Source organism: Deinococcus wulumuqiensis R12 (assembly GCF_011067105.1).
Classification (GTDB): Bacteria; Deinococcota; Deinococci; order Deinococcales; family Deinococcaceae; genus Deinococcus; species Deinococcus wulumuqiensis.
In genome coordinates this window covers 1,329,954-1,350,469 of record NZ_CP049357.1, presented here as the reverse complement: position 1 = coordinate 1,350,469, position 20,516 = coordinate 1,329,954, and the positions used below count along the sequence as shown (strand labels likewise).

At 66.6% G+C, this 20,516-nt stretch carries 17 protein-coding genes, 1 tRNA gene and 1 pseudogene; 9 read left to right on the top strand and 10 right to left on the bottom strand.

The features are described 5' to 3' along the window. Nucleotides 1–51: 51 nt before the first annotated feature. The 4 genes from G6R31_RS06625 to G6R31_RS06610 all read left to right on the top strand — a co-directional run bounded on the left by G6R31_RS06625 (nt 52) and on the right by G6R31_RS06610 (nt 3,310). Complete coding sequence (locus G6R31_RS06625; RefSeq protein ID WP_017869539.1) at nt 52–1,182, top strand: GTP pyrophosphokinase; 1,131 nt, start codon at nt 52–54, stop codon at nt 1,180–1,182. Between the two features lie 114 nt (nt 1,183–1,296). Further along, nucleotides 1,297–1,373: transfer RNA gene (locus G6R31_RS06620), tRNA-Met, on the top strand. Between the two features lie 112 nt (nt 1,374–1,485). Next, nucleotides 1,486–2,274: a DUF554 domain-containing protein gene (locus G6R31_RS06615; protein ID WP_017869538.1), complete on the top strand. Its 789-nt coding sequence runs from the start codon at nt 1,486–1,488 to the stop codon at nt 2,272–2,274. A gap of 280 nt (nt 2,275–2,554) precedes the next feature. Next, entirely contained in the window at nt 2,555–3,310 is a 756-nt protein-coding gene (locus G6R31_RS06610; RefSeq protein WP_017869537.1) for a MerR family transcriptional regulator, read from the top strand. A gap of 156 nt (nt 3,311–3,466) precedes the next feature. Here G6R31_RS06610 and G6R31_RS06605 read toward each other — a convergent pair whose 3' ends face one another. From G6R31_RS06605 to G6R31_RS06585, 5 genes and pseudogenes are all read right to left on the bottom strand, one after another. Further along, a complete protein-coding gene (locus tag G6R31_RS06605) occupies nt 3,467–4,966 on the bottom strand; it encodes a sensor histidine kinase (RefSeq protein ID WP_081608196.1) in 1,500 nt (499 codons plus the stop codon). Nucleotides 4,967–5,225: 259 nt separating this feature from the next. Next, nucleotides 5,226–5,462, bottom strand: a pseudogene (locus tag G6R31_RS06600) (transposase); the annotation flags it as partial. Nucleotides 5,463–5,574: 112 nt separating this feature from the next. Beyond that, entirely contained in the window at nt 5,575–7,386 is a 1,812-nt protein-coding gene (gene pepF / locus G6R31_RS06595; RefSeq protein WP_017869535.1) for an oligoendopeptidase F, read from the bottom strand. A 127-nt stretch (nt 7,387–7,513) separates the two neighbouring features. After that, nucleotides 7,514–8,581: a branched-chain amino acid aminotransferase gene (locus G6R31_RS06590; protein WP_017869534.1), complete on the bottom strand. Its 1,068-nt coding sequence runs from the start codon at nt 8,579–8,581 to the stop codon at nt 7,514–7,516. A 96-nt stretch (nt 8,582–8,677) separates the two neighbouring features. Further along, on the bottom strand, nt 8,678–10,108 hold the full coding sequence (locus G6R31_RS06585; RefSeq protein ID WP_017869533.1) for an amidase family protein: 1,431 nt from the start codon (nt 10,106–10,108) through the stop codon (nt 8,678–8,680). A 253-nt stretch (nt 10,109–10,361) separates the two neighbouring features. Here G6R31_RS06585 and G6R31_RS06580 point away from each other — a divergent pair, with 253 nt between their 5' ends. Further along, a complete protein-coding gene (locus G6R31_RS06580; protein WP_017869532.1) occupies nt 10,362–12,152 on the top strand; it encodes a DEAD/DEAH box helicase in 1,791 nt (596 codons plus the stop codon). A gap of 272 nt (nt 12,153–12,424) precedes the next feature. On the opposite strand, the gene G6R31_RS06575 is transcribed toward G6R31_RS06580, so the two are convergent. Genes G6R31_RS06575 through G6R31_RS06565 form a run of 3 tightly spaced genes read right to left on the bottom strand, consistent with a single transcriptional unit; the run spans nt 12,425 to nt 14,627 of the window. Then, nucleotides 12,425–13,504, bottom strand: coding sequence for a protease complex subunit PrcB family protein (locus tag G6R31_RS06575; protein ID WP_026138684.1), 1,080 nt, complete (start codon nt 13,502–13,504; stop codon nt 12,425–12,427). Nucleotides 13,505–13,560: 56 nt separating this feature from the next. After that, a complete protein-coding gene (locus tag G6R31_RS06570) occupies nt 13,561–14,274 on the bottom strand; it encodes an HAD family hydrolase (RefSeq protein WP_017869530.1) in 714 nt (237 codons plus the stop codon). Beyond that, nucleotides 14,274–14,627, bottom strand: coding sequence for a histidine triad nucleotide-binding protein (locus tag G6R31_RS06565; protein WP_017869529.1), 354 nt, complete (start codon nt 14,625–14,627; stop codon nt 14,274–14,276). Before G6R31_RS06565 ends, G6R31_RS06570 begins: the two co-directional genes overlap by 1 nt. 49 nt (nt 14,628–14,676) lie before the next feature. On the opposite strand from G6R31_RS06565, the gene G6R31_RS06560 reads away from it, so the two are divergent. The 3 genes from G6R31_RS06560 (at nt 14,677) to xpt (ending at nt 18,067) form a co-directional block, all read left to right on the top strand. Beyond that, entirely contained in the window at nt 14,677–15,663 is a 987-nt protein-coding gene (locus tag G6R31_RS06560; protein WP_017869528.1) for an SDR family NAD(P)-dependent oxidoreductase, read from the top strand. Nucleotides 15,664–15,751: 88 nt separating this feature from the next. After that, nucleotides 15,752–17,467 (top strand): VanW family protein, encoded by a 1,716-nt coding sequence (locus G6R31_RS06555; protein ID WP_017869527.1) that lies wholly within the window; start codon nt 15,752–15,754, stop codon nt 17,465–17,467. Between the two features lie 18 nt (nt 17,468–17,485). After that, the gene (xpt, locus tag G6R31_RS06550) at nt 17,486–18,067 is read left to right on the top strand and encodes a xanthine phosphoribosyltransferase (protein ID WP_017869526.1); all 582 of its coding nucleotides are present in this window, start codon (nt 17,486–17,488) and stop codon (nt 18,065–18,067) included. 72 nt (nt 18,068–18,139) lie between these two features. Here xpt and G6R31_RS06545 read toward each other — a convergent pair whose 3' ends face one another. Further along, nucleotides 18,140–19,183 (bottom strand): DUF1517 domain-containing protein, encoded by a 1,044-nt coding sequence (locus G6R31_RS06545; RefSeq protein WP_025567566.1) that lies wholly within the window; start codon nt 19,181–19,183, stop codon nt 18,140–18,142. Nucleotides 19,184–19,306: 123 nt separating this feature from the next. On the opposite strand from G6R31_RS06545, the gene G6R31_RS06540 reads away from it, so the two are divergent. Next, nucleotides 19,307–19,678, top strand: a complete 372-nt coding sequence (locus G6R31_RS06540; RefSeq protein ID WP_017869524.1) for a hypothetical protein — start codon at nt 19,307–19,309, stop codon at nt 19,676–19,678. 228 nt (nt 19,679–19,906) lie between these two features. On the opposite strand, the gene G6R31_RS06535 is transcribed toward G6R31_RS06540, so the two are convergent. After that, nucleotides 19,907–20,413, bottom strand: coding sequence for a LeuD/DmdB family oxidoreductase small subunit (locus G6R31_RS06535; protein ID WP_017869523.1), 507 nt, complete (start codon nt 20,411–20,413; stop codon nt 19,907–19,909). Between the last annotated feature and the right edge of the window lie 103 nt (nt 20,414–20,516).

The window sequence follows — 20,516 nt, the reverse complement described above, 5'->3', positions numbered from 1 at the left end:
TTGACAGGCTGTCCTCGGTGGCCGGGCGCAGGGCCTATCATGCGGGCCGCCATGCCTTCTCCCGTGCCCTTTTCTCCCTCGGCTCTGGTGGCCGAGTATGTCGCGCAGCTCGGCGAGTACGAGGTGCTGCGCTCGGCGGCGGTGGCCCACATGACCCGGCTGCTTCAGGACGCGGGGCTGAACATTCATCACATCACCGGGCGGCTGAAAAAACCCGCCAGCCTTGCGGACAAACTGCGGCGCAAGGTGGGGCGGTATCAGACGCTCGCAGACGTGACCGACCTGGTCGGCGTGCGCGTCATCACCTATTTCGAGTCGGACGTGGCGGCGGTGTCGCGGCTGGTCGAGAGCTGCTGGGACGTGGACTGGGACCACTCCATCGACAAGTCGAAGATGCACGACCCCGACCGCTTCGGGTACATGGGCGTGCACTACGTGGTTCGCCCCAGTGCGGGGCAGCCCGAGTTCGCGGCCCTGCTCGGCGCCCCCGACCTGCCCGACCTGCGCTTCGAGATTCAGATTCGCTCGATTCTTCAGCACGCCTGGGCCGAAATCGAGCACGACCTGGGCTACAAGAACCGCGAGGCGGTCCCGCGTGAGGTCCGGCGCCGCTTTTACCGCCTTGCCGGGCTGCTGGAAATGGCCGACGAGGAGTTCATGGCCCTCGCCCGCATGAGCCGCGACTACGCCGCCACGCTGCCTGAGCGCGTGCAGGACGAACCCGAGAGCGTCTTTATCGACGTGCAGAGCGTGGCTTACCTGCTGGGCCAGCCTCCGGTGCGCCCGCTCGACATGGAGGTGGCCGAGGCGCTGGGGGTCACGCTGCTGACCGACTGGCCCGACCCCGAGCGCCCGGTGCGGCTGACCAGCCTGCTGCATTACGTGGGGGTGCGCTCGGTGGGGCAACTGCAAAAGGAACTCGCCCGCCTCGCCCCCGACATCGTCCGCTTCGCCGCCGCGCTGATGCCGCAACTGCGTGAGGCCTGGACTCCGGCGGGCGGGGCGCGGCCCGGCACCAGCCTGGTCCACTACGCCCTGCTGCGGGCCTGCGCCAACCCGTCGCTGGAGGCGCGGGAAGTCGTCAGGATGCTCGACCTCTCCGGCACCCAGAGCGAGCGTCAGATGGTCCGCACCGTCCGCGAAATCTACCGCGAGATGATGGAGACGGCCCCCGAAACCTGACCCGGCGGGGGCCGCCCAGCCGCGTTTGTCATCGCGGGTTGACAAAACAGACCTTCCGACCTATTCTCTTTGAGCGCGAAAGGAAGCCCCGGAGCGCAAAGCAAAAAGAGGTAACGCAGGGTAGAGCAGTCTGGTAGCTCGTCGGGCTCATAACCCGGAGGTCGCAGGTTCAAATCCTGTCCCTGCAACCAAAGTCCCCCGTCCAAGTGGCGGGGGTTTTTCATGTTTGTCCTGTTGTGGGCCGCGCTGTGTATGCCGCCCGTGCCGCCGCTGCGACAGGCCGCGCTACAGTCGGCGCTACACATGAGCCTGTTCTCGCAACTGTCCGGCACCTTCATCAATGTCGCCGCCGTGCTGCTCGGCACCTTCATCGGCCTGGCGGTGGGCGGACGGCTCCCGGAGCGCACCCAGCGCGCGCTGCTGCAGACCCTGAGCCTGGTCACGCTGTTTATCGCGCTCGACATGGCGGGCAGCCTGAACCGGGTGAGCGGCGGGCAGATTCCCGGTGTGCTGCTCGCGCTGCTCAGCCTCGCGGCGGGCGTGGTTGTGGGGGAAGCGCTCGGCATCGAAGAAGCCCTGTCGCGGCTGGGTGACGACCTCAAGCGGCGTTTCAAGGGGGGAGGCCGCTTCACGGAAGGTTTCGTCGCGGCCAGTCTGCTGTTCTGCATCGGCCCCATGACCGTCATCGGCGGGCTGCAAAACGGACTGACGGGCGACAGTTCGACCTACGTCCTCAAGAGCACGCTGGACGCGATTGCCGCGCTGGCGCTGGCGGGGGCCTACGGCGTCGGCGTGGGGTTCAGTGCGCTGACCATTTTGCTGGTGCAGGGCGGACTCAGCCTCGCGGCAGGCACCTTCGCGGCGGGGCTGCTGGGCGGGGCCGACCCCGAACTTCTCAAGACCAATCCTTACGTGCTGCTGCTGACCGGCGTGGGCGGCCTGATGATTGTCGGCATCAGCTGGAACCTGATGCTGGGTGGCCTCGGCCTTGAAAAAGTGGAGGGGGAAGACAAGCGGGTGCGGGTGGGCAGCATGATGCCCGCGCTGGTGCTGGCGCCTCTGGTGCTGTGGCTGGCGGGGAAATTGGGGTGACGGGTCTAAGGGTCGAGGAGTCTAAGGGTCTAAGGCTCATCCTTTCTTGGACTCTTATACGGATTCCGCTAAATTCCTGCACAGTCGGAACTACACCGCCTGTGCATCCATATCGCGAAATCCGTATCTTTTCCTACTCCTTTCAGTCGGATTGAATCCAGAAATCTGCTGGATTCAATCGGAATCCGTATTAGACCTTTCGACTTTTAGACGGCGCACAGCGCCTCTTGACCCTCACGCCGCGTCAGGCCTCAAGCTGCGTGGCAGGAGGTGAACGGACATGTCACAGCGTTGGACCGTCGGCGAGGTCGCTGAACTCACGCGGGTCAGTGTGCGAACCCTGCACCATTACGACGCGATTGGGCTGCTCGTGCCGTCGGAACGCAGCGAGGCCGGATACCGGCTTTATACCCCCGCTGACCTGACGCGGCTGCAGCGCATCCTGACGTTTCGGGAGTTGGGGTTCGCGCTGGCCGACATTCTGAAGCTGTTACAGGCCGATGAAAGCGCGCAGCGGCGGGCGCTGGAGCTTCAGGCGGCGCGGCTGCGGGCCGAATTGCAGGCCACCCAGCGCCGGTTGCGGGCCGTCACCTCACTGTTACAGGAGGAAATGCCCATGACCCAAGAAGACATCAAGCAGATATTCGAGCAGTTCGACCCCCGCGAGCACGAGGCCGAAGTGAAGGAACGCTGGGGCGACACCGAGGCCTACCGCCAGAGCGCCGAGCGGATGAAGCGTTACACCCCCGCCGACCGCGAGCGCATGAACAGCGAAGGCGCCGAACTGCACGCCCGCTACGTCGCCCTGATGGACGCGGGCGTCCCCGCCGAGAGCCCACAGGCGGCGGCAGTGGCCGAAGCCCACCGCGCCTACTTTCACGAGTGGTTCTACGACTGCACGCCCGAAATGCTGAGGCTGGTGTCGCAGAGCTGGGTGCATGACCCGCGCTTTACCGCCAACATCGACCAGATTCGTCCGGGGCTTGCCGCCTATCAGTACGCGGCAGTGCAGGCGTGGGCGGAGGCTCAGAGCTGAGAATTTCACAGAAGAACGCCGCGTTTCTGTCAAATGCTCTAGAGCAGTTCTCCGAATTACGTGATGCGCGGAACGGCACCCCGCATCACTCCATTCTCCGTCCTGCTCAGTGTTTTGCACTCGCTCCGCTCGCCAAAAAGACGTTGCGTCTTTTTGTCAAATGCTCTGAACAGCGTCGCTTATTGACGCGGCTTTCAATGTGAAATGGAAATTCGTTCCCTCCGGTGTCCTCTCAGCCCAGATTCTTCCGCCATGGTGCTTGACAATGTGCGCAGCGATAGGGAGGCCCATCCCGGTACCTTCGTACTGCTCACGAGCATTCAACCGCTTGAACATCTGGAAAATCTGTTCGAGGTACGCCTCTTCAATCCCAATCCCATTGTCGCTCAACGTGAAATGCCACTCCCCATTTTCCTGTCGTGTGGTCAGGTGCACACATGGCTTGACCCCACGACGGGTGAACTTCAGCGCATTGCTGATGAGGTTCTGAAGGACTTGGGCCAGCTGTGCCCCATCACCCAGGACGGTTGGCAACGGGTCATACGTGAATTCTGCTTCCGTTTCGCGCATTCTGCCTTTCAGGCGGAGCAAAGCTTCCCGCAATGGGATTTCCAAGGAGATGGGCTGTAATGGAGGTTGTTCGTGCCTCAAGCGTGAATAGGACAAGAGGTCGTTCACTTGGACCTTCATGCGGGTTGCCCCCGACTGAATCAAATCCAGGTATTTCCTTCCACGCTCATCTATCTGCTCTGCGTAACGCTTTCCCAGCAGCTCAGAGAAACTCTGAACCGTGCGAAGGGGTTCTTGGAGGTCGTGGGCGGCCACATAGGCAAACCGTTCCAACTCCTCATTGCTTCTCTGAAGTTCCTGAGTCCGCTGAAGAATGCGCTCTTCGAGCGTCGAGTTCAAAGCCTTCAGTTCTTCCTGGAACTCGTGACGCTGGGTAATGTCACGGCTGGTCGAAAGAAGATTGATCACTTCTCCATCCTGATTACGAATCGGGCTGAGGGTCACTTCCCACCATTTCGGTGTGCCTTTCATGGTGGGACAGAAGCCCTCAAAGATACCGACACGTCCCTGCCTGGCTTCATCCAGAGCATGATCTGCAAGCTCACGCGTTTCACCTTGCCAGAACGTGGGCCATACGGCGTTCAGGCAGGCCTGGAAGTCGTCAACTTCCATCACCCTCATTCCCCCGACATTCATGCTGAGGAGAAGGCCATCCAGACTGAGCACCTTAATGCAGTCAGCATTGGCATCAATGATGGTCTGTAGCTTGTGGCATTCTCGCTGTAGATCAAGTTCTTCCTGAACCTGATCATGAACATCGGTACAGGTCACCAGCCACTGACCTGCGGGTATTGGGCTGGCGTGCAGACGCTGAATTCTTCCTGTTGGTGCTCGAACGAGCAGTTGAAATGGGGCCTGTGCGGCTACGTCTGCCAGCCACCGGCCTTTAAAGTCCTGACCGTGCATGCCGCTGAAAGTACTGGTGAGGTCACTTGATTGCTCTGAAGCGTTGAGGTCGGCCCAGGCGCGGTTTGCCCAGATCAGGGTGCCATTGGCGTGAATGCGGGCGGTAGGCAATGGAAGGAACTCGGCCCAACTGTTGAACCCCTCTGACGGCTCTGGCTCGGCTCTTGGAGTCAACGTCATGCGTCTTATTTTAATGACTTGTCAGGCGGCACGCTTCTTCGATCTCGGTCACTGGAATTGAGTGCTGTCATACGGATTCCGCTTAATTCCTGCACAGTCGGGCCTGTACAGTTGGGAAGGCGCCGCCTGTGCATCCATATCGCGTAACCCGTATTTTTTCCTACTCGCATCCGCTCTGCTGCGCAGCTTTGCAAGTCGGATTGAATCTGAAACGACCAGATTCAATCGGAATCCGTATCAGCTCTATGCCAGAGTGGCGTGGAGGGGCATTTTGCTCATTCCATTTCTGGAAGCGTTCGTGGCAGGTCGAGTTGGGTGGACATTCTCCCTGCGGCAACTCGATCCATTGCGTATCAGCACGCAGAATCCAGAGGATTCCTTCGAGGACTTCACGGTCATCGCGTACTGGACGACCACGTGCCGTTCGTTTCACCGGCTGCGGAATCAGCGGAGCAAGGACACCCCATTGCTCGTCAGTCAAATGCACGACATAAATGAATTTGCCGCCCCAGTTCGAAGGGCGGCTGGCTTATCTCGAAAAGGTGTTTATCTCTTTGGCAGGGAGATTTGTTTGAGGGGTACGCGGCCCAACCCCTCTCCATCACCCATCAGCCGCGCCGCTGCGCCAGCAACTCCTCCAGCCGCGCCACGTAGCCTTCCAGCGTGCGGAAAGTCGCTTGCACGGGGGCGGGGCTGAGCATGTCCACGCCCGCTTCCTTCAGAGCGTCAATCGGGTCGAGGCTGCCGCCCGACTTGAGGAACTTCAGGTAGGTTTCGCGGGCGCCCCCCGGGTCGGCGCTGAACTGTTCGAGGAGCTGATGCGCCGCGCTGATGCCGGTGGCGTACTGGTAGGCGTAGAAGTTGGCGTACAGGTGCGTGGAAAACTGCGCCCACAGGATGCCGCTGCGTTCTCTGTCCATCGTGACGCCGTCGCCGTAGCCTTCGCTCAGCAGGTCGGCGGTGAGTTTGATCAGGTCGGGGGCGCTCAGCGTGCCGCCCGCCTCGATGCGGCGGTAAGATTCCAGCTCGAACGCCGCCAGCGTCGGCATGATGAAGAAGTAGCGGTGAAAGTTGCTCAGCGCTTCCTCGATGATCTGCACTTCCAGGTCGGTGTCGCCTGCCGCCCGCGCCCTGGCGAGCAGGTTCTGGCGGCTCATGGCCTGATTGAAGTTGCTGGCGACTTCAGCGTGAAACAGCGTGTAGCGCGGCACCGAGGCGGCGTGTTCCTTCGCGGCCAGGAAGGAGTGCATGGAGTGGCCGATTTCGTGCGCAAGGGTGGAATAGCTGCCCACCGTGTTGTTCCACGTCATGAAAATGTAGGGCTTGACGCGCCCGCCGCCGTTGGAGTACGCGCCCTGACGCTTGCCGTCGTTCTCGGCGTAATCCACCCAGCGCTCGGTGGTCAGCCCCTTGCGCATCTCGCTGACATATTCCTCGCCCAGCGGGGCCATCCCCTCGGCAATCCAGTCCACGGCCTCGGCGTAGCTGACGGTGCGGGGAGGCACCAGCGAGGCTTTCACGTCGTACTCGCGCAGTTCCTGGAGGCCCAGCCAGTCGCGCCGCACCTTCCAGTAACGGTGCCAGATGGGGGTGTTGGCGCGGTAGGTCTCCAGCAGCGTGGTGACGACCCCCACGGGGATGTTGTCGGGGGAGAGGCTGGCCGTAATCGCGTCGGGGTAGCGCCGGGCGCGGGCCAGAAAGACGTTCTGGCGCACGTTGGTGGCGTACATGGCGGCCTGCGCGTGCTTGGCGGCGAGGTGCGCGTCGGCGTAGTTCTCCCAGGCTTCACGGCGAATCTCGCGGTCGGGGTCGGAGGTCAGGCGGTCTACGTTCCCCTGCGTGATTTTCTGGCCCACAGCGGTGCCAAAATCCATATCCATGTTCGCCAGCGCGGGGTGAATGCCGCGCTCGCTGGCGAAGGGAGCCTGCACCGCCCCCAGCAGTTCCTCGACTTCCGCCGAGCGCACATGCGGCTTCACGCGCAGCAGCCGCTCCAGCTTGACGCGGAAATCGGCAAAGTCCTCGCGGGCGAGCCACTCGCGCAGCTGCCCTTCGTCCAGCGCCAGCAGTTCGGGCCGCGCAAAAGCCGCCGCGCTGCCGTACTGTGCGCCGATGCCGCTCGCCCGGTCACGCCATGCGGCAGCCGTCGCGTCGCGCCCGTCCACGCTGGCGCTCATGCTGGCGTAGGACATGAAGCGGGCCAGGCGCAGCTCCAGCGCGTCGGCGGCCTTCAGGTACGCGAGCAGCTTTTCGGGCGACTCGCCCAGCGTGCCTGCGGAGCTGCCCAGTCCGGCAATGTCAGCGGTGAGCGCCTCGGCTTCGGCTTCCCAGGCGGCGGGGGTGGCGTAGAGGGCTTCGATGTCCCAGGTCTGTTCGCGGGGCACGTCGGCCCGTGAGGGCAGCAGTTTGGTTGTGGTCACGGGGGGAGGATAGCTGATGGCAGATGGCTGATGGCAGAAGGCCAAAAAGAAAGGGCCGAAGCGTTTGCCTCAGCCCCCTCTGCTTTTTGCTTAGGCCGAAGGCTAGAGAGCCATCTGCCATCTGCCTTCAGCCTTCTGCCCCCTCCACCTTCACAATCCACCCCTCCGGCGCTTCCTTGTCCCCGTACTGAATGCCCACCAGTTCGTCGTACAGGCGGCGGGTGACCGGCCCCGGCTCGGTTTCGGAGTGAAAGACGTGGAAGGTGTCGCCGTGCTGGATGCCGCCGATGGGCGTGATGACCGCCGCCGTGCCGCACGCGCCCGCTTCGCTGAACTCGCCCAGTTGTTCGATGTGGATGTCGCCTTCTTCCACTTCCAGGCCCAGGCGGTGCTCGGCGAGCCACAGCAGGCTGTACTTGGTGATGCTCGGCAGGATGGAGGGCGACTTGGGCGTGACGAACTTTTTGCCGTCCCCCGTAATCGCGAAGAAGTTGGCCGCGCCCGCCTCCTCGATTTTGGTGTGGGTGGCGGGGTCGAGGTACACCACGTCGGCGAAGTCGCGCTTCTTGGCCTCGTAGCCGGGCAGCAGGCTCGCCGCGTAGTTGCCGCCCACCTTGGCCGCCCCGGTGCCGTTGGGCGCGGCGCGGTCGAAGTCGGAGGTGATGAAGTTGGTGGGGGTCAGCCCGCCCTTGAAGTAGGGTCCGACCGGCACGCAGAACACGCTGAACAGAAACTCGGGGGCCGTCCGCACGCCGATGTTGTCGCCCACGCCAATCACGAAGGGGCGCAGGTAGAGGCTGCCGCCCGTGCCGTAGGGCGGCAGAAAGTGCTCGTTGGCCTGCACGACCTGTTTGCAGGCGTCGATGAACATTTCGTCGCTGATTTCGGGCATGAGGAGGCGGCGGCAGCTTGAGCGCATCCGGGCCGCGTTCTGGTCGGGGCGAAACAGGTTGACGGAGCCGTCGGCGCAGCGGTACGCCTTGAGGCCCTCGAAGCACTGCTGGCCGTAGTGAAGGGCCGTCGAGCCTTCGGCCAGATGAATCATGTTGTCTTCGGTCAGCGTGCCCGCGTCCCATTCGCCGTCTTTCCAGTGCGACAGGTAACGCAGGTCGGTCCTGATGTACGAAAAACCCAGGTTGTTCCAGTCGATGTCGGCCAGTTTCTTGGCCTGTTCGGGCCGGGTGTCGTGCGTCATGGGCACAGGGTAGAGGGTGGAGGGCGGGGAGTCGAGAGCAGGGGAGGTCGAGACTGGGCCGCCCTCTCGACTTCTCGAAATCCTTGACCCCTGGCCTTACGGCGCCCGTTCCGGCGGAAACTTCACGCCGCCGAGTTCCCGGTTCAGCCCCGCCGCGAGGGAAAGCAGCCGTCCGTCGCTGCCCGCCGGACCGACGAGCAGCACGCCGCCCGGTTTGCCCCCTGCGCCCGTTTCCGTGGGGACCGGGAGCGCCACGCTGGGATAGCCCGCCGCCGCCGCGAGGTCGCAGCCGTGAATGCCGGGAAACAGGGCGGCGTCGTGTCCCCGCGCGAACAGTTCGTCGAGGCCGCGTGTGCGGGCGAGTCGCAGGTCGCGTTCACGGGCGCGGGCGTAGGCGGGTTCGGACAGGTCGCCGCGCGTGGCCTGCGCCGCCAGCAGCAGGTGCTGGCCGTAGCGCAGGCAGGTGTCGGGGTCGGCGTCGTTCTGCTCGACGACCTGCGCCAGCGACTTCGGCCCCTGCGTGACCGTGCTCAGGTAAGCGTTCAGGTCCGGCTTGAACTCGTACACCAGCACGTCGAGCCGCCAGCCCGCCGCTTCCAGTTCGGCGCGGGTGGGAAAGTCGGCGCTGTGCAGCTCGGCCCCCGCCGCGCTCAGCAGATTCTCGGCGCGGGCGAGCGCGGCGCCTTCGGCCTCGCTCATGTTCGGCTCGTCGCGAATGACGACGAGGTCGGCCCCGGTCAGTGCGCTTTCGCTCAGGGTCAGGTCGGGCACCGGCAGGCGGCGGCTCGCCTCGTCGTCCGCGTCCGGCCCGGCCATCACGGACATCAGCAGCGCCGCGTCACGCACGCTGCGGGTCAGCGGCCCGGCGGTGTCCTGGCTGTGGCTGATGGGAACGATGCCGGTGCGCGGAATCAGCCCCAGCGTGGGCTTGAGGCCGATGACGCCGCTGGCGTGCGCGGGACTCACGATGCTGCCGCTCGTTTCGGTGCCGATGGCCGCCGCGCACAGCCGCGCCGCCACCGCCACGCCGCTGCCCGACGAACTGCCGCCGGTATCGTGCTCCGGCCCCCAGGGGTTGACCGTTTGCCCGCCGAGCGACGAGTATCCGTTCTTCATCCCCAGCGTCATGAAGTTGGCCCACTCGGTCATGTTCGCCTTGCCTAGAATCACCGCGCCCGCCGCCCGCAGCCGCGCCACCAGGGGAGCGTCACCTGCCGGAACATGGCCTTTCATCAGCACGCTGCCCGCTGTGGTCGGCAGGCCCGCCACGTCGATGTTGTCCTTGATGAGCAGCGGGACCCCGTGCAGGGCGCCGCGCTGCGCCTCCGGCACGTCGTCGAGGGCGTCGGCGGTGGCCTGCGCGTGCGGGTTGACCGTGATGACCGCCCGCAATTCGGGGTTGAGGGCGCCCAGGCGGGCCAGATAGGTCCGCGTGATTTCGGACGGGGTGAGGTCGCCGCGCCGGGTCGCTCCGGCCAGGGCGCACACGTCGAGGTCGAGAATGGGGTCGGGCAGCGGCAGGGTCATGCGGCGAGTGTAGGCCGTCGGGCCGCCCGAAGAAGGAGCGCAGCGGCGGGCAAGGGTGCGGCAGGCGCAGGGCTTGCTTTTTATTCGGTTCGCGTGTAATCTGCTCTCTTGTACGCCGCTCGCAGCATCAAGGCTGGGGCGGCTGGAGAGTTTCCCTTTTTCCAACTGACTTTGAGTGACGGGCAATCAGGCGAAAGCTGTGCTACAGGAGCGTTTGCTGGTCACCAGGGGACTTCTCCCGAAAGGACCACAAATGAACTTTGCAGAACTGATTGCGCCCGAACTCGCGGCGCGTCTTGCCGAGCGCGGCATCACCGAAGCCAGCCCCATCCAGGCCGAGAGCCTTCCCCACACCCTCCAGGGCCGTGACCTGATCGGCCGCGCCCGCACCGGCACCGGCAAGACGCTGGCGTTCGCGCTGCCCATCATCATGAAGCTCGAACCCAGCCGCGAGCGCAGCCGCCTGCCCCGCGCCATCGTGGTGGCCCCCACCCGCGAACTCGCCAAGCAGGTCGCCGACGAGTTTTCCAAGAGTGCGCCCGGTCTGAGCACCGTGACCGTCTACGGCGGCGCGGCCTACGCCCCGCAGGAAAACGCCCTGCGCCGTGGCGTAGACGTGGTGGTGGGCACCCCCGGGCGCCTCATCGATCACCTCGAACGCGGCAACCTCGACCTGAGCGCGGTGCAGTTCGCGGTGCTCGACGAGGCCGACGAGATGCTCAGCGTGGGCTTTGCCGACGCCATCGAAACCATCCTCCAGAAGACGCCTGAGGAGCGCCAGACCATGCTGTTCAGCGCCACCTTGAACAACGACATCAAGCGCCTGAGCCGCAACTACCTCAAGGACCCCCTCGTCGTGGACATGGTGGGCGAGGGCAAGTCGCAGGCCGCGCAGACCGTCGAGCACCTCAAGGTGCGCGTGGGCCGCAGCCGCACCCGCGTGCTGGCCGACCTGCTCACCGTCTACAACCCCGAAAAGGCCATCGTCTTTACCCGCACCAAGCGCGAAGCCGACGAACTCGCCAACGAGCTGATTCACCGGGGCCTGGAATCCGAGGCGCTGCACGGCGACCTCGCCCAGACCCAGCGTGAACGTGCCCTGGGTGCTTTCCGCAGCGGGCGCGTGGGCGTGCTGGTCGCCACCGACGTGGCGGCGCGTGGCCTCGACATTCCCGAAGTGGACCTCGTCGTGCAGTACCACCTGCCGCAGGACCCCGAAAGCTACGTGCACCGCTCGGGCCGCACGGGCCGCGCCGGGCGCACCGGCACCGCCATCATCATGTACGGCGACCGCGACAACCGGGAAATGATGGGTCTGGAACGCATCACCGGCGTGCGCTTTAAGGAGCGCGCCCTGCCCACGCCCGCCGAAGTCGCTCAGGCCAGCGCCCGTGCCAGCAGCGAAATGGTGCGCCGCGTGGACTCCGGCGCCGCACAGGGCTTCCAGGCCGAAGCCGAGAAGCTGTTCAGCGAACTGGGCCTCGAAGCCCTGGCCCGTGCGCTCGCTAAAATCAGCGGCGTGACCGAGCCGGCCAAGGCCGCCAGCCTCCTGAGCGGTGAAGAGGGCCTGACCACCCTGATCCTGCACGGCGAGCGCCTGAGCGTGCCGCGCACGGTGGCTCTGCTCGCCCGCGCCGTGGACGTGGACACCCGCCGCCTCGGCAAGGTGCGCCAGTGGCGTGGCGGCACCGTGGCCGACGTGCCCAGCGAGTTTGTCGAGAAGCTGATGAGCGCCGCGCCGCTCGACGGTCAGGTGGAAGTGCAGATCGCCCAGGAACTGCCCGAACTGTTCGAGCAGCCCACCCGCGAGCGCCGTGACGCCGGCGGCTATCAGGGCGGACGCGGCTACCGTGACCGCGACGAAGGCGGACGCGGCGGCTATGGCCGGGGCAACTCCGGCGGCGGACGCGGCGGCTCCGGCAACCGCAGTGGTGGCCGTGGTGAAGGTGGTAACGCTGGCGGTGGCCGCTGGAGCCGTGACCGTGACGAACGCGGCCCCCGCCGCGAGGACTTCGCAGACCGCGAGTTCGTGCCGAACCGCTGAGTCTGGCCGCTGAGCCTGGCCGCTGAAACCGACTTCATGAATCCCCCTGCCCTCCGGTGGGGGGATTTTTCCTGGCCTGCGGAAAAGGCCGCCCGGTTCGTCCTGATACGGATTCCGATTGAATCTGGTAGTTTCAGATTCAATCCGAGCGGATGCGAGTAGGAAAAAATACGGATTCTGCGATATGGATGCACAGGCGGCGCTTTCCCGACTGTGCAGGAATTAAGCGGAATCCGTATGACAACCGGGCGGCCTCTTGGTCCTCCTGACGCTTACTGCGGAAACGGGCGCCCGCTCTGGTCGGTCACATTCACGCTGCTGAAGGTGCCGCCCACCCGCACGATGACCCAGGGACTGGTGAGGGCCTGGGTGGTGATGCTGCCCGCGCCGGGGGCGGTCAGTTCGACGCGCAGGTTCAGGGTGTTGCCCTGCACCCCCGCGCCGGTGGCCCGCACGCCGTAGCCGCCCGTACTGCGCTGACCGATGAACACACCGACCAGGGCCTCACCCGGGGCCAGACCGGGAAGTGCCGGAGTGCCGCCCTGCCGCCCGTAGGCGACGGCGTAGAGCGAACGGACTTCGCTGGCGCTGCGGGCCACGATGACGCTGGGGCTTTCGGCACTGGCGTTGGTGCCCCGGGCCACTTCGCCCAGGCGGACGGTCCCGCTGTTCATGGTCTGGCCTCCGTTGGCAGGTGCAGGGGTGGACGTGCGGACAATCTGCGAGCTGCTGAGCACGTACAGGGCGGTGCGGCGCTGCTCCTGCGGGCGCGGCTCGGCGGCGATGCGGGCGTCGGGGGCACTCGCCTCGTCCAGCACGGCCACCGCCAGCGGTCCCTGGCCGGAGAGGGCGCGGGTCAGGGCGTCGGCTTCGGCGTCGGTCAGTTGCCCGGCGCCGCGCAGACCGCTCACGGCGCTGCCGGTGGCGAGGCCCGAAGTCGCGCTCAGTTTCTGCCAGCGGGCGCCGTCGGTGTGGTAGACGGCCTGCACCCGGTTGCCCGCCAGCGGCGTGACGGTGAAACGTCCCCCGGCGTCCTGCCCCAGCGTCAGGCGCACCGCCACGTTATCGATGCGGCCCACGTACGCAGCCTTGCCGTCGACACTGAGCGACCCCGGCGTGGCGAGCGGGTCGCTGACCTGTGCCCGCAGCGTCACGGTGTCCTGACCGAGCTTGAGCGAGCTGCTCGGGCCGCTGCCGAGGTCGCCGTACACCCACACGATGCGCTGCGCTCCGGCGCCGTAGAGGGTCGCCTCATGCACGCGCAACTGGCCGGGGCCGGACACGGCGCACCCCGCCAGCAACCCCGCGCCGAGGGTGAGCAGCGGCCACTTTGCCAAACGTCGAGTCGTCATGGGGCCAGCTTAGGCCCCCCGGCTGACCTCGCGCTGAAGGTCGCCTTCAGGAAAGGTCAGGAGTCGCCTGCAGGGGCGGGTGCCAGCAGCCCGGCTTCTTCCAGTGCCCGGCGCACCCCGGCGTGGGAGGTCAGCACGCGGGCGGCCCCCAGCCGCTCCAGCGCCGCCGCGCCGTCCGGGTGGGGGTGTCCCGGCACCAGCAGGCCCCAGAGGGTCGCGCCCGCCGCCAGTCCCGCCGCGCCGCCGACCACACTGTCCTCGATGACCACGCAGCGCTCCGGCACGGTGCCGAGCTGCCGCGCCGCGAAGGCGTAGAGGTCGGGCCTGGGCTTGCCGCGCCCGCCCACCCAGGAGGGGTCGTAGGCGTGTTCGCCTGCCAGCTCGGTCAGCCCGGCGAAGCGCAGCTTGAGGTGCAGCCGTTCGCGCTCGCTGTTGCTGCCGATGGCGAAGGGCACGCCCGAGTCGCGCAGCGCCCGCAGCGTTTCGGCGGCGCCCTCGATGGCGGTCACGCCCGGCATGGCGGCGTTGAAGCGCGTTTCCAGCGTGTCCAGAAATCCGGGCGGAGGCACGAACGCGTGCTGCGTGCCGAGGTAGGCCAGCACCCCCTCGAAGCGCTGCCCGGTAAACTGCCCGGCGATTTCGGCGAGGTCCAGCCGCAGGCCATACTCTGCCAGCACACTCTGCCAGACCTGCGCGATGAGGCCTTCGCTTTCCACCAGCACGCCGTCGAGGTCAAGCAGCACGGCGTCGAAAGGCACTTCGGGCCGCATCAGGTGTCGCTGTCCGGGCCGTCCTTCCAGCCTGCCAGGATGTGAATGTGGGTGTGAAAGACCATTTGCCCGCCGCCCGCGCCGCAGTTGACGACCAGGCGGTAATCGGCGGCGTGCTCGCGGGCGATCTCGGTCGCCTTGAGCCACAGTCGGCCCATTTCCAGCGGGTCGGTGATGTCGTCCACCCGCGCCGTCACGCGCTTGGGGATCACCAGCAGGTGAATGGGCGCTTTGGGGGCGATGTCCTTGATGGCGATGTAGTTCTCGTCCTCGTAGACGACCTGGCTGGGAATCTCGCGGGCGATGATGCGCTCGAACAGGGTGCGCTGCGCGGCGGGAGCGGGCTTGTCCATGCCTTCACTCTAAACGGCGCCGCGCCACACGCCGCGCCACACTGTGAGGATGCGTCTTCCCAAACGTCTGCTGCTGGCCGCTGGCATCGCCGCTCTGGCGGGCCGCCGCGCCTTCCCTGCGCCCTACGACCTGCGCGGCAAACATGTGCTGCTCACGGGAGGTTCCCGGGGGCTGGGCCTCGCGCTGGGGCGTGAACTCGCGGCGCGGGGAGCGCGGCTGACCCTGGTCGCCCGCACCGAGCGCGACCTGCGCCTCGCCGCCGAGGACCTGCGCGGGCGCGGCGCCGAGGTCCAGACCGTCAGCGCCGACGTGACGGACCCGGACGCCCTGGCCGCCGTCATGAGCGCCGCGCACGCCTTCGGAGACGTGGACGTGCTGCTGCACTGCGCCGGACTCATTCAGTCGGGGCCGCTCGCCAACATGACCGAGCAGGATTTCCGCGACGTGATGGAGATTCACGCCTTCGCGCCGCTGCGGCTGGTGCGGGCACTGCTGCCGCAGCTCAGCCGCCGCCGGGGGCGGGTGCTGCTGGTGACTTCGGTGGGCGGCAAGGTGGCGGTGCCGCATCTGGTGCCGTATTCCATGAGCAAGTTCGCGGCGGTGGGACTGGGCCAGGGCCTGCGCTCCGAACTCGCCGCGCAGGGCGTGACCGTCACCACCGTCTGCCCCGGCCTGATGCGCACCGGCAGCGCCCGGCAGGCGACGGTCAAGGGCCGCTACGAGCAGGAGTACGCCCTGTTCGCCACCCTCGACAACCTGCCGCTGCTCTCACTGGGCGCCGCGCCCGCCGCCCACCGCATCGTGGACGCCCTGGTGCGCGGCGACGCCGAGGTGATGGTGGGCGGCCCCGCGCTGCTGCTGCGGTACGCGCAGGCCCTGGCGCCGCAGCTCACCGCCGACGCCCTGGCGCTGGGCCACCGCCTGCTGCCCGGTTCCGGCGAAAGTGACCAGCCCCGGCTGGGTGTGGAGGTCGAAACGCCACTGACCCGCAACAACCCCCTCAAGCGGGCTGCCGAGGAGGACCTCAACGGGTAGAGCGGGTGCGGGCACAGAACCCGACCCGGCGTCATGACCCGTCCATTTTTTCACTTTCCTGCGGGTTTTTTGCATACACTGGAAAGTGATGACGCGAGCGACGAAAACTGCACTCCTGGGCCTGGGTGCTGTGGGAGTACTGGGAGGCGCCCTGGCCCTGGGGGTTTCGGCGCAGGCCGACAAGCTGGCGCCGGGACTGCGGGTGGGCGGCGTAAATGTGGGCGGCCTCTCACCGGACGCGGCCCTGGCTGCCGTGCGCGGGCAGGCGCAGGCCCAGGCCCCGCAGGTCGAAGTGAAGGCCGGGGGCAAAAGCTGGACCCTGAGTGCCGAAAAGCTCGGGTATCAGGTGGACCCGCAGGCGAGCCTCGACGCCGCCCGGAAACTCAGCGACGCCCGCCCCTGGAGCGAACGGGCGCTGGGCGTGCTGGGACAGAGCAAGGTGCAGGACGTTCCCCTGGTGACGAAGGTGGACCCTGCCGTGGCGCAGGCGACCATCGGCAAGCTGACGGCGGGTCTGGCGACGCAGCCGGTGAACGCCACGGTGGGCTTTGACCCGGGGACGCGCCGCTACGCCGTCCTGACCCCCGACACGCCGGGCCGCAAGGCGAACGCACAGGCGGCGGCCAAAGGCTTTGCCGCCGACCCCACCAAGCGCGTCCTGAACGTGCCGATGACCGAGTGGCCCGCCCAGTACACGGCGGCGGCGCTCGCCAAACACGCCGAACTCGGCAACCGGCTGATGCGCGGCGTGACCTTCAAGCTCGAAGGCTCGAACCGCTCGGGGTCGCTCGCGCCGCTTCAGGTCGCCAACCTGTACTGGGTCAAGCCCGAGGGCATCGTCCTCGACGACAAGACCATCAAGGGCGCCTTCGAGAGCCTGAGCTACCAGCTCGACCAGCCCGCCCAGAACGCCCGCTACGCCTGGCGGGGCGGCGCCTGGGGCAAGGTGGGCGAAAAGCCCGGGCGCGTGACCGACCCGAAAAAGGGCCTCGAAGCGTTTCGCAAGGGCCTGCTCGACCCGGCCAGGACCACCATCACCTTCCCGTCGGTGCAGCAGCAGCCGACCCTCAAGCTGGCGGACCTGCCCAACCCGGCCAAGCTGGAGCTGATTGCCAGCGGCACCAGCACCTATTACGGCAGCTCCGCCGAGCGGCGCACCAACATCGCCAACGCGGCAGGCAAGATCGACGGCACCGTGGTCGCGGCGGGCGAGGACTTCAGCTTTCTGCAGGCGCTGGGCAGCATCAGCCCCGAAAACGGGTTCGTGGGCGGCCTGATCATCAGCGGCGGGCGCACGGTGGACGGCCTCGGCGGGGGCGTGTGTCAGGTCAGCACCACCGCGTTCCGGGCGCTGTATCAGGCGGGCCTGCCCATCGTGGAGCGCAACCAGCACTCGTACCGCGTGAAGTACTACGAGCCGCAGGTGGGCTTCGAGGCCGCCGTGTACGACCCCGGCGTGGACCTCAAGATGAAGAACGACACCGGGGCGCCCATCCTGGTTCGTTCGGTGAACAACGACGCCGCCAGCCGCCTGGAAATCCAGATCTGGGGCACCAAGCCGCAGCGCACGGTGAGCGTTTCGCCCGCCGTCATCCTCTCGCGCACGCCGCACCCCGCGCCGCAGTACGTCTTCAACCCCAAGCTGCCCGCCGGGACCAGCAAGCAGGTGGACTGGGCGCAGGACGGCTACAACCTCTACATCACCCGCACCATCAAGGACGCTCAGGGAACCCGCACCGACCGCGTGGACACCCGCTACAAGCCCTGGCAGGCGGTGTACGAGTACGGCCCCCGGCTGAACTGATCGCCTAGACTTTCCCCCATGCAGTCACTGGTCGAGGCGATCCGGCGCGAGGGCAAGGTGTTGCCGGGCGGGTTTCTCAAGGTGGACGGTCTGGTCAACCACCAGCTTCTTCCCGCGCTGACCCGTGAGATGGGGGAGACGTTCGCCCGCCACTTCGCGCCGCTCTCGCCCACCAAGGTCCTGACCATCGAGGTCAGCGGCATCGCCCCGGCCATCATGACCGCCGCCGAACTCGGTGTGCCGATGGTCTATGCCCGCAAGAAAAAACCGCTGACCATGAGCGAGCAGGTCTATACGGCGCAGTCGGTCAGCCGCACCAAGGGCGGCGCGGTGGACCTGTTCGTGAGTTCCGAGTACCTGGGGCCGGGGGACCGCGTGGTGGTCATCGACGACTTTCTGGCCTCGGGCGGCACCCTGCGTTCCCTGAGCCACATCATCGCCGACAGCGGCGCCACTTTGCTGGGCCTGGGCTGCGTCATCGAAAAGGAATTCGAGGGTGGCCGCACTCACCTCGCGGACCTGAACGTGCCGATTCACACCCTCGCCAACATCGTGCGGATGAGCGAGGAAGAAGGCATCGTGGTGGAAGCCGGGCGCTGAGCCGGGGATAAAGGGGACAAGGGAGAGAGGGACGGGTACCTTGCAGCGGCCCGTCCCTCTCTCCGCGTTCGCTTACAGCTTGGTCAGCTTGGGGTATTTCACGATGGCGTCGTCCTCGCTGAGGAATTCGCCTTCGGTGTCGGGACTCCAGATGACCTCGGCGCGGATCAGGTCGCCTTCGGTCACGCCGCTGATGGCGAGCAGCGCGGCGCGGGCCTCGGCCGCAGTGGTGGCCCCGGCGGGAGGCAGGTTGCCCAGGGTGTGCGCCGCGACGGCGATGGTCACGGCGAGGTAGAGGTCTGCCACTTCCTTGTCGTAGCTGTAGTTGGTGCGGCGCTGAAAGCCGCTGCTCGGGTCATTGTTCTGGTAGTTGCTGGTGGTCTGCTCCTGAAAGGCGGCGCGGGCCTCGGTGGCCCAGGCGCCCACCTGGTTGCCTGCCGCGCTCGCCGCCCCCTGCGCCCGCTCCACGTTGCCGTACACCCAGCGCTCGGGGTGACGCAGCGCCACCAGCGCGGCTTCCTGCACCATCCGGGCCAGTCCGGCGTTGGTGTCGGGGTCCCCCTGCTGCGCGATGCGTTGCAGGGCGCTTTTGACCTCGTCGCCCTCGGCGAGCAGCAGTTGCACGCTGACCGCCTGTGCGGTGCCGCTGGCGCTGCCCAGGCTGCCCAGGCCGCGTGCGCCGCCCCCGCCGAGGTTGCGGCGCATCATGGCGACCACCCCGAAAATCACCACCCCGAAGATGATCAGGGGAAGCAGGCCCATGCCTCCCCCGTAGCCCATACCGCCGCCGTAGTACCCGCCCCCGATGATGATCGGCCCGCTGTAGCCGCCGCCGGAGTACCCGCCCCCGGAGTAGCCCCCACCACCACTGTATCCCCCACCGCTGTATCCGCCGCCCGAGCTGCTGCCGCCAAAGCCCCCGCCGGACTGGGCGATGGCCTGTCCGGGGCTGAGCAGGTCCGGCCCGGAGGCGAGGGGCAGAGAAAAGCCCCCCAGCGCCAGGGTGCCGCAGGCGGCCAGGGCCAGCAGGCGCCGTGACCGGGGGCGGCGTGACTGGGGGCGGCGTGACCGGGGGCAGCGAGGGTCGGGGGCTAAAACTTGAGTCGGGCGTCCCATCATGCTTCAGTCTACGGGCCGGGCCGGGCACGAGTTCCCGTCCGGGTGAGCAGACGGCTTTAGACATTCGTGCGGTTCGGCAGAAGGAAGCGGGCAGCGGGACAGGCCGGTACACTGCTCGCCATGACCGACCTGCCCGCCGACCTGACGCTCACCCTGCCCGAGTGGGACGCCTTTCTGGCCCGGCTCTACGAACGCGACGACCGCCTGGACCTGCGGGCCGGGGACGCGACGTACCCCGAGAGCGAAACGGTGGACGCCTACGTGCTGAGCGGGCACGCCGAGGCCCTGCAAAGTGCCGAGGTGGACGGCGACCTGTGGGGCACGCTGGAAGACATAGAGGAGGAAGCGGGCAGTGAGGCGCAGGCCTGGGCCAAAATCTGCGCCTTCTACCGTGACCGGGGCTGCGTGCTGCTGCGCGTGACCGGCACCGAGGAACCCGAGGAGTGGATTTTTTCTGCCGCGCTGCTGCGGCGGCTGGGTCTGCTCGACTGAGTCTGCTCGACAGAACCTATTCGACAGAACCTCTTCGGCAGAACCTATTCAGCAGGGCTTATACGGATTCCGCTTAATTCCTGCACAGTCGGGCCTATACAGTTAGGAAGGCGCCGCCTGTGTATCCATATCGCGGAATCCGTATTTTTTCCTACTCGCATCCGCTCTGCTGAGCAGCTTTGCAAGTCGGATTGAATCTGAAACGACCAGATTCAATCGGAATCCGTATTACTTGGCGGAGCTGACTTTCTCGCCGGGGAACCGCCCGTGCTTCTTGAAAAAGTCCAGAATGCTGCCTTCCCTGAGCGCCTCGCGCAGAAACTCGGGTGGGGGGGGCAGCTGCACGGTGCCGCCCGCGTGGGTCAGCAGGCCGGTCTGGGCGTCGAGCGTCACCTCGTCGCCGTCCTCCAGCAGGGTCGTCAGGTCGTACTCGAAGGCGGGAATGCCCAGGTTGAGCAGGTTGCGGTAATGAATGCGGGCAAAGCTCGGCGCGACGATGCCGCCGATTCGCAGCTTCTTGAGGGCTTGCGGCGCGTACTCGCGGCTGGACCCCAGGCCCCAGTTGCGGCCCCCGATCAGCACGTCTCCGGGCCGAACCTCGGCGGCGAACTCGGGGCGGACATAGTGGAAGGCGAAGGTCTGAAACACGTCCTCACCCGCCATGAAGGGGGCGAACTTGCCGGGCAGGATGTCGTCGGTGTTGACGCTGTCGCCGAATTTCCAGATTCTGGGCATGAAAACCTCTGTGGGTGGGAAAGAGAGTAGGACAGGCGGAAGTCGGGCGGGCGAAAGTCGAGCAGGAAGGTGGCCCGTGTGACCGCTCAGGGTTCACGAAGTC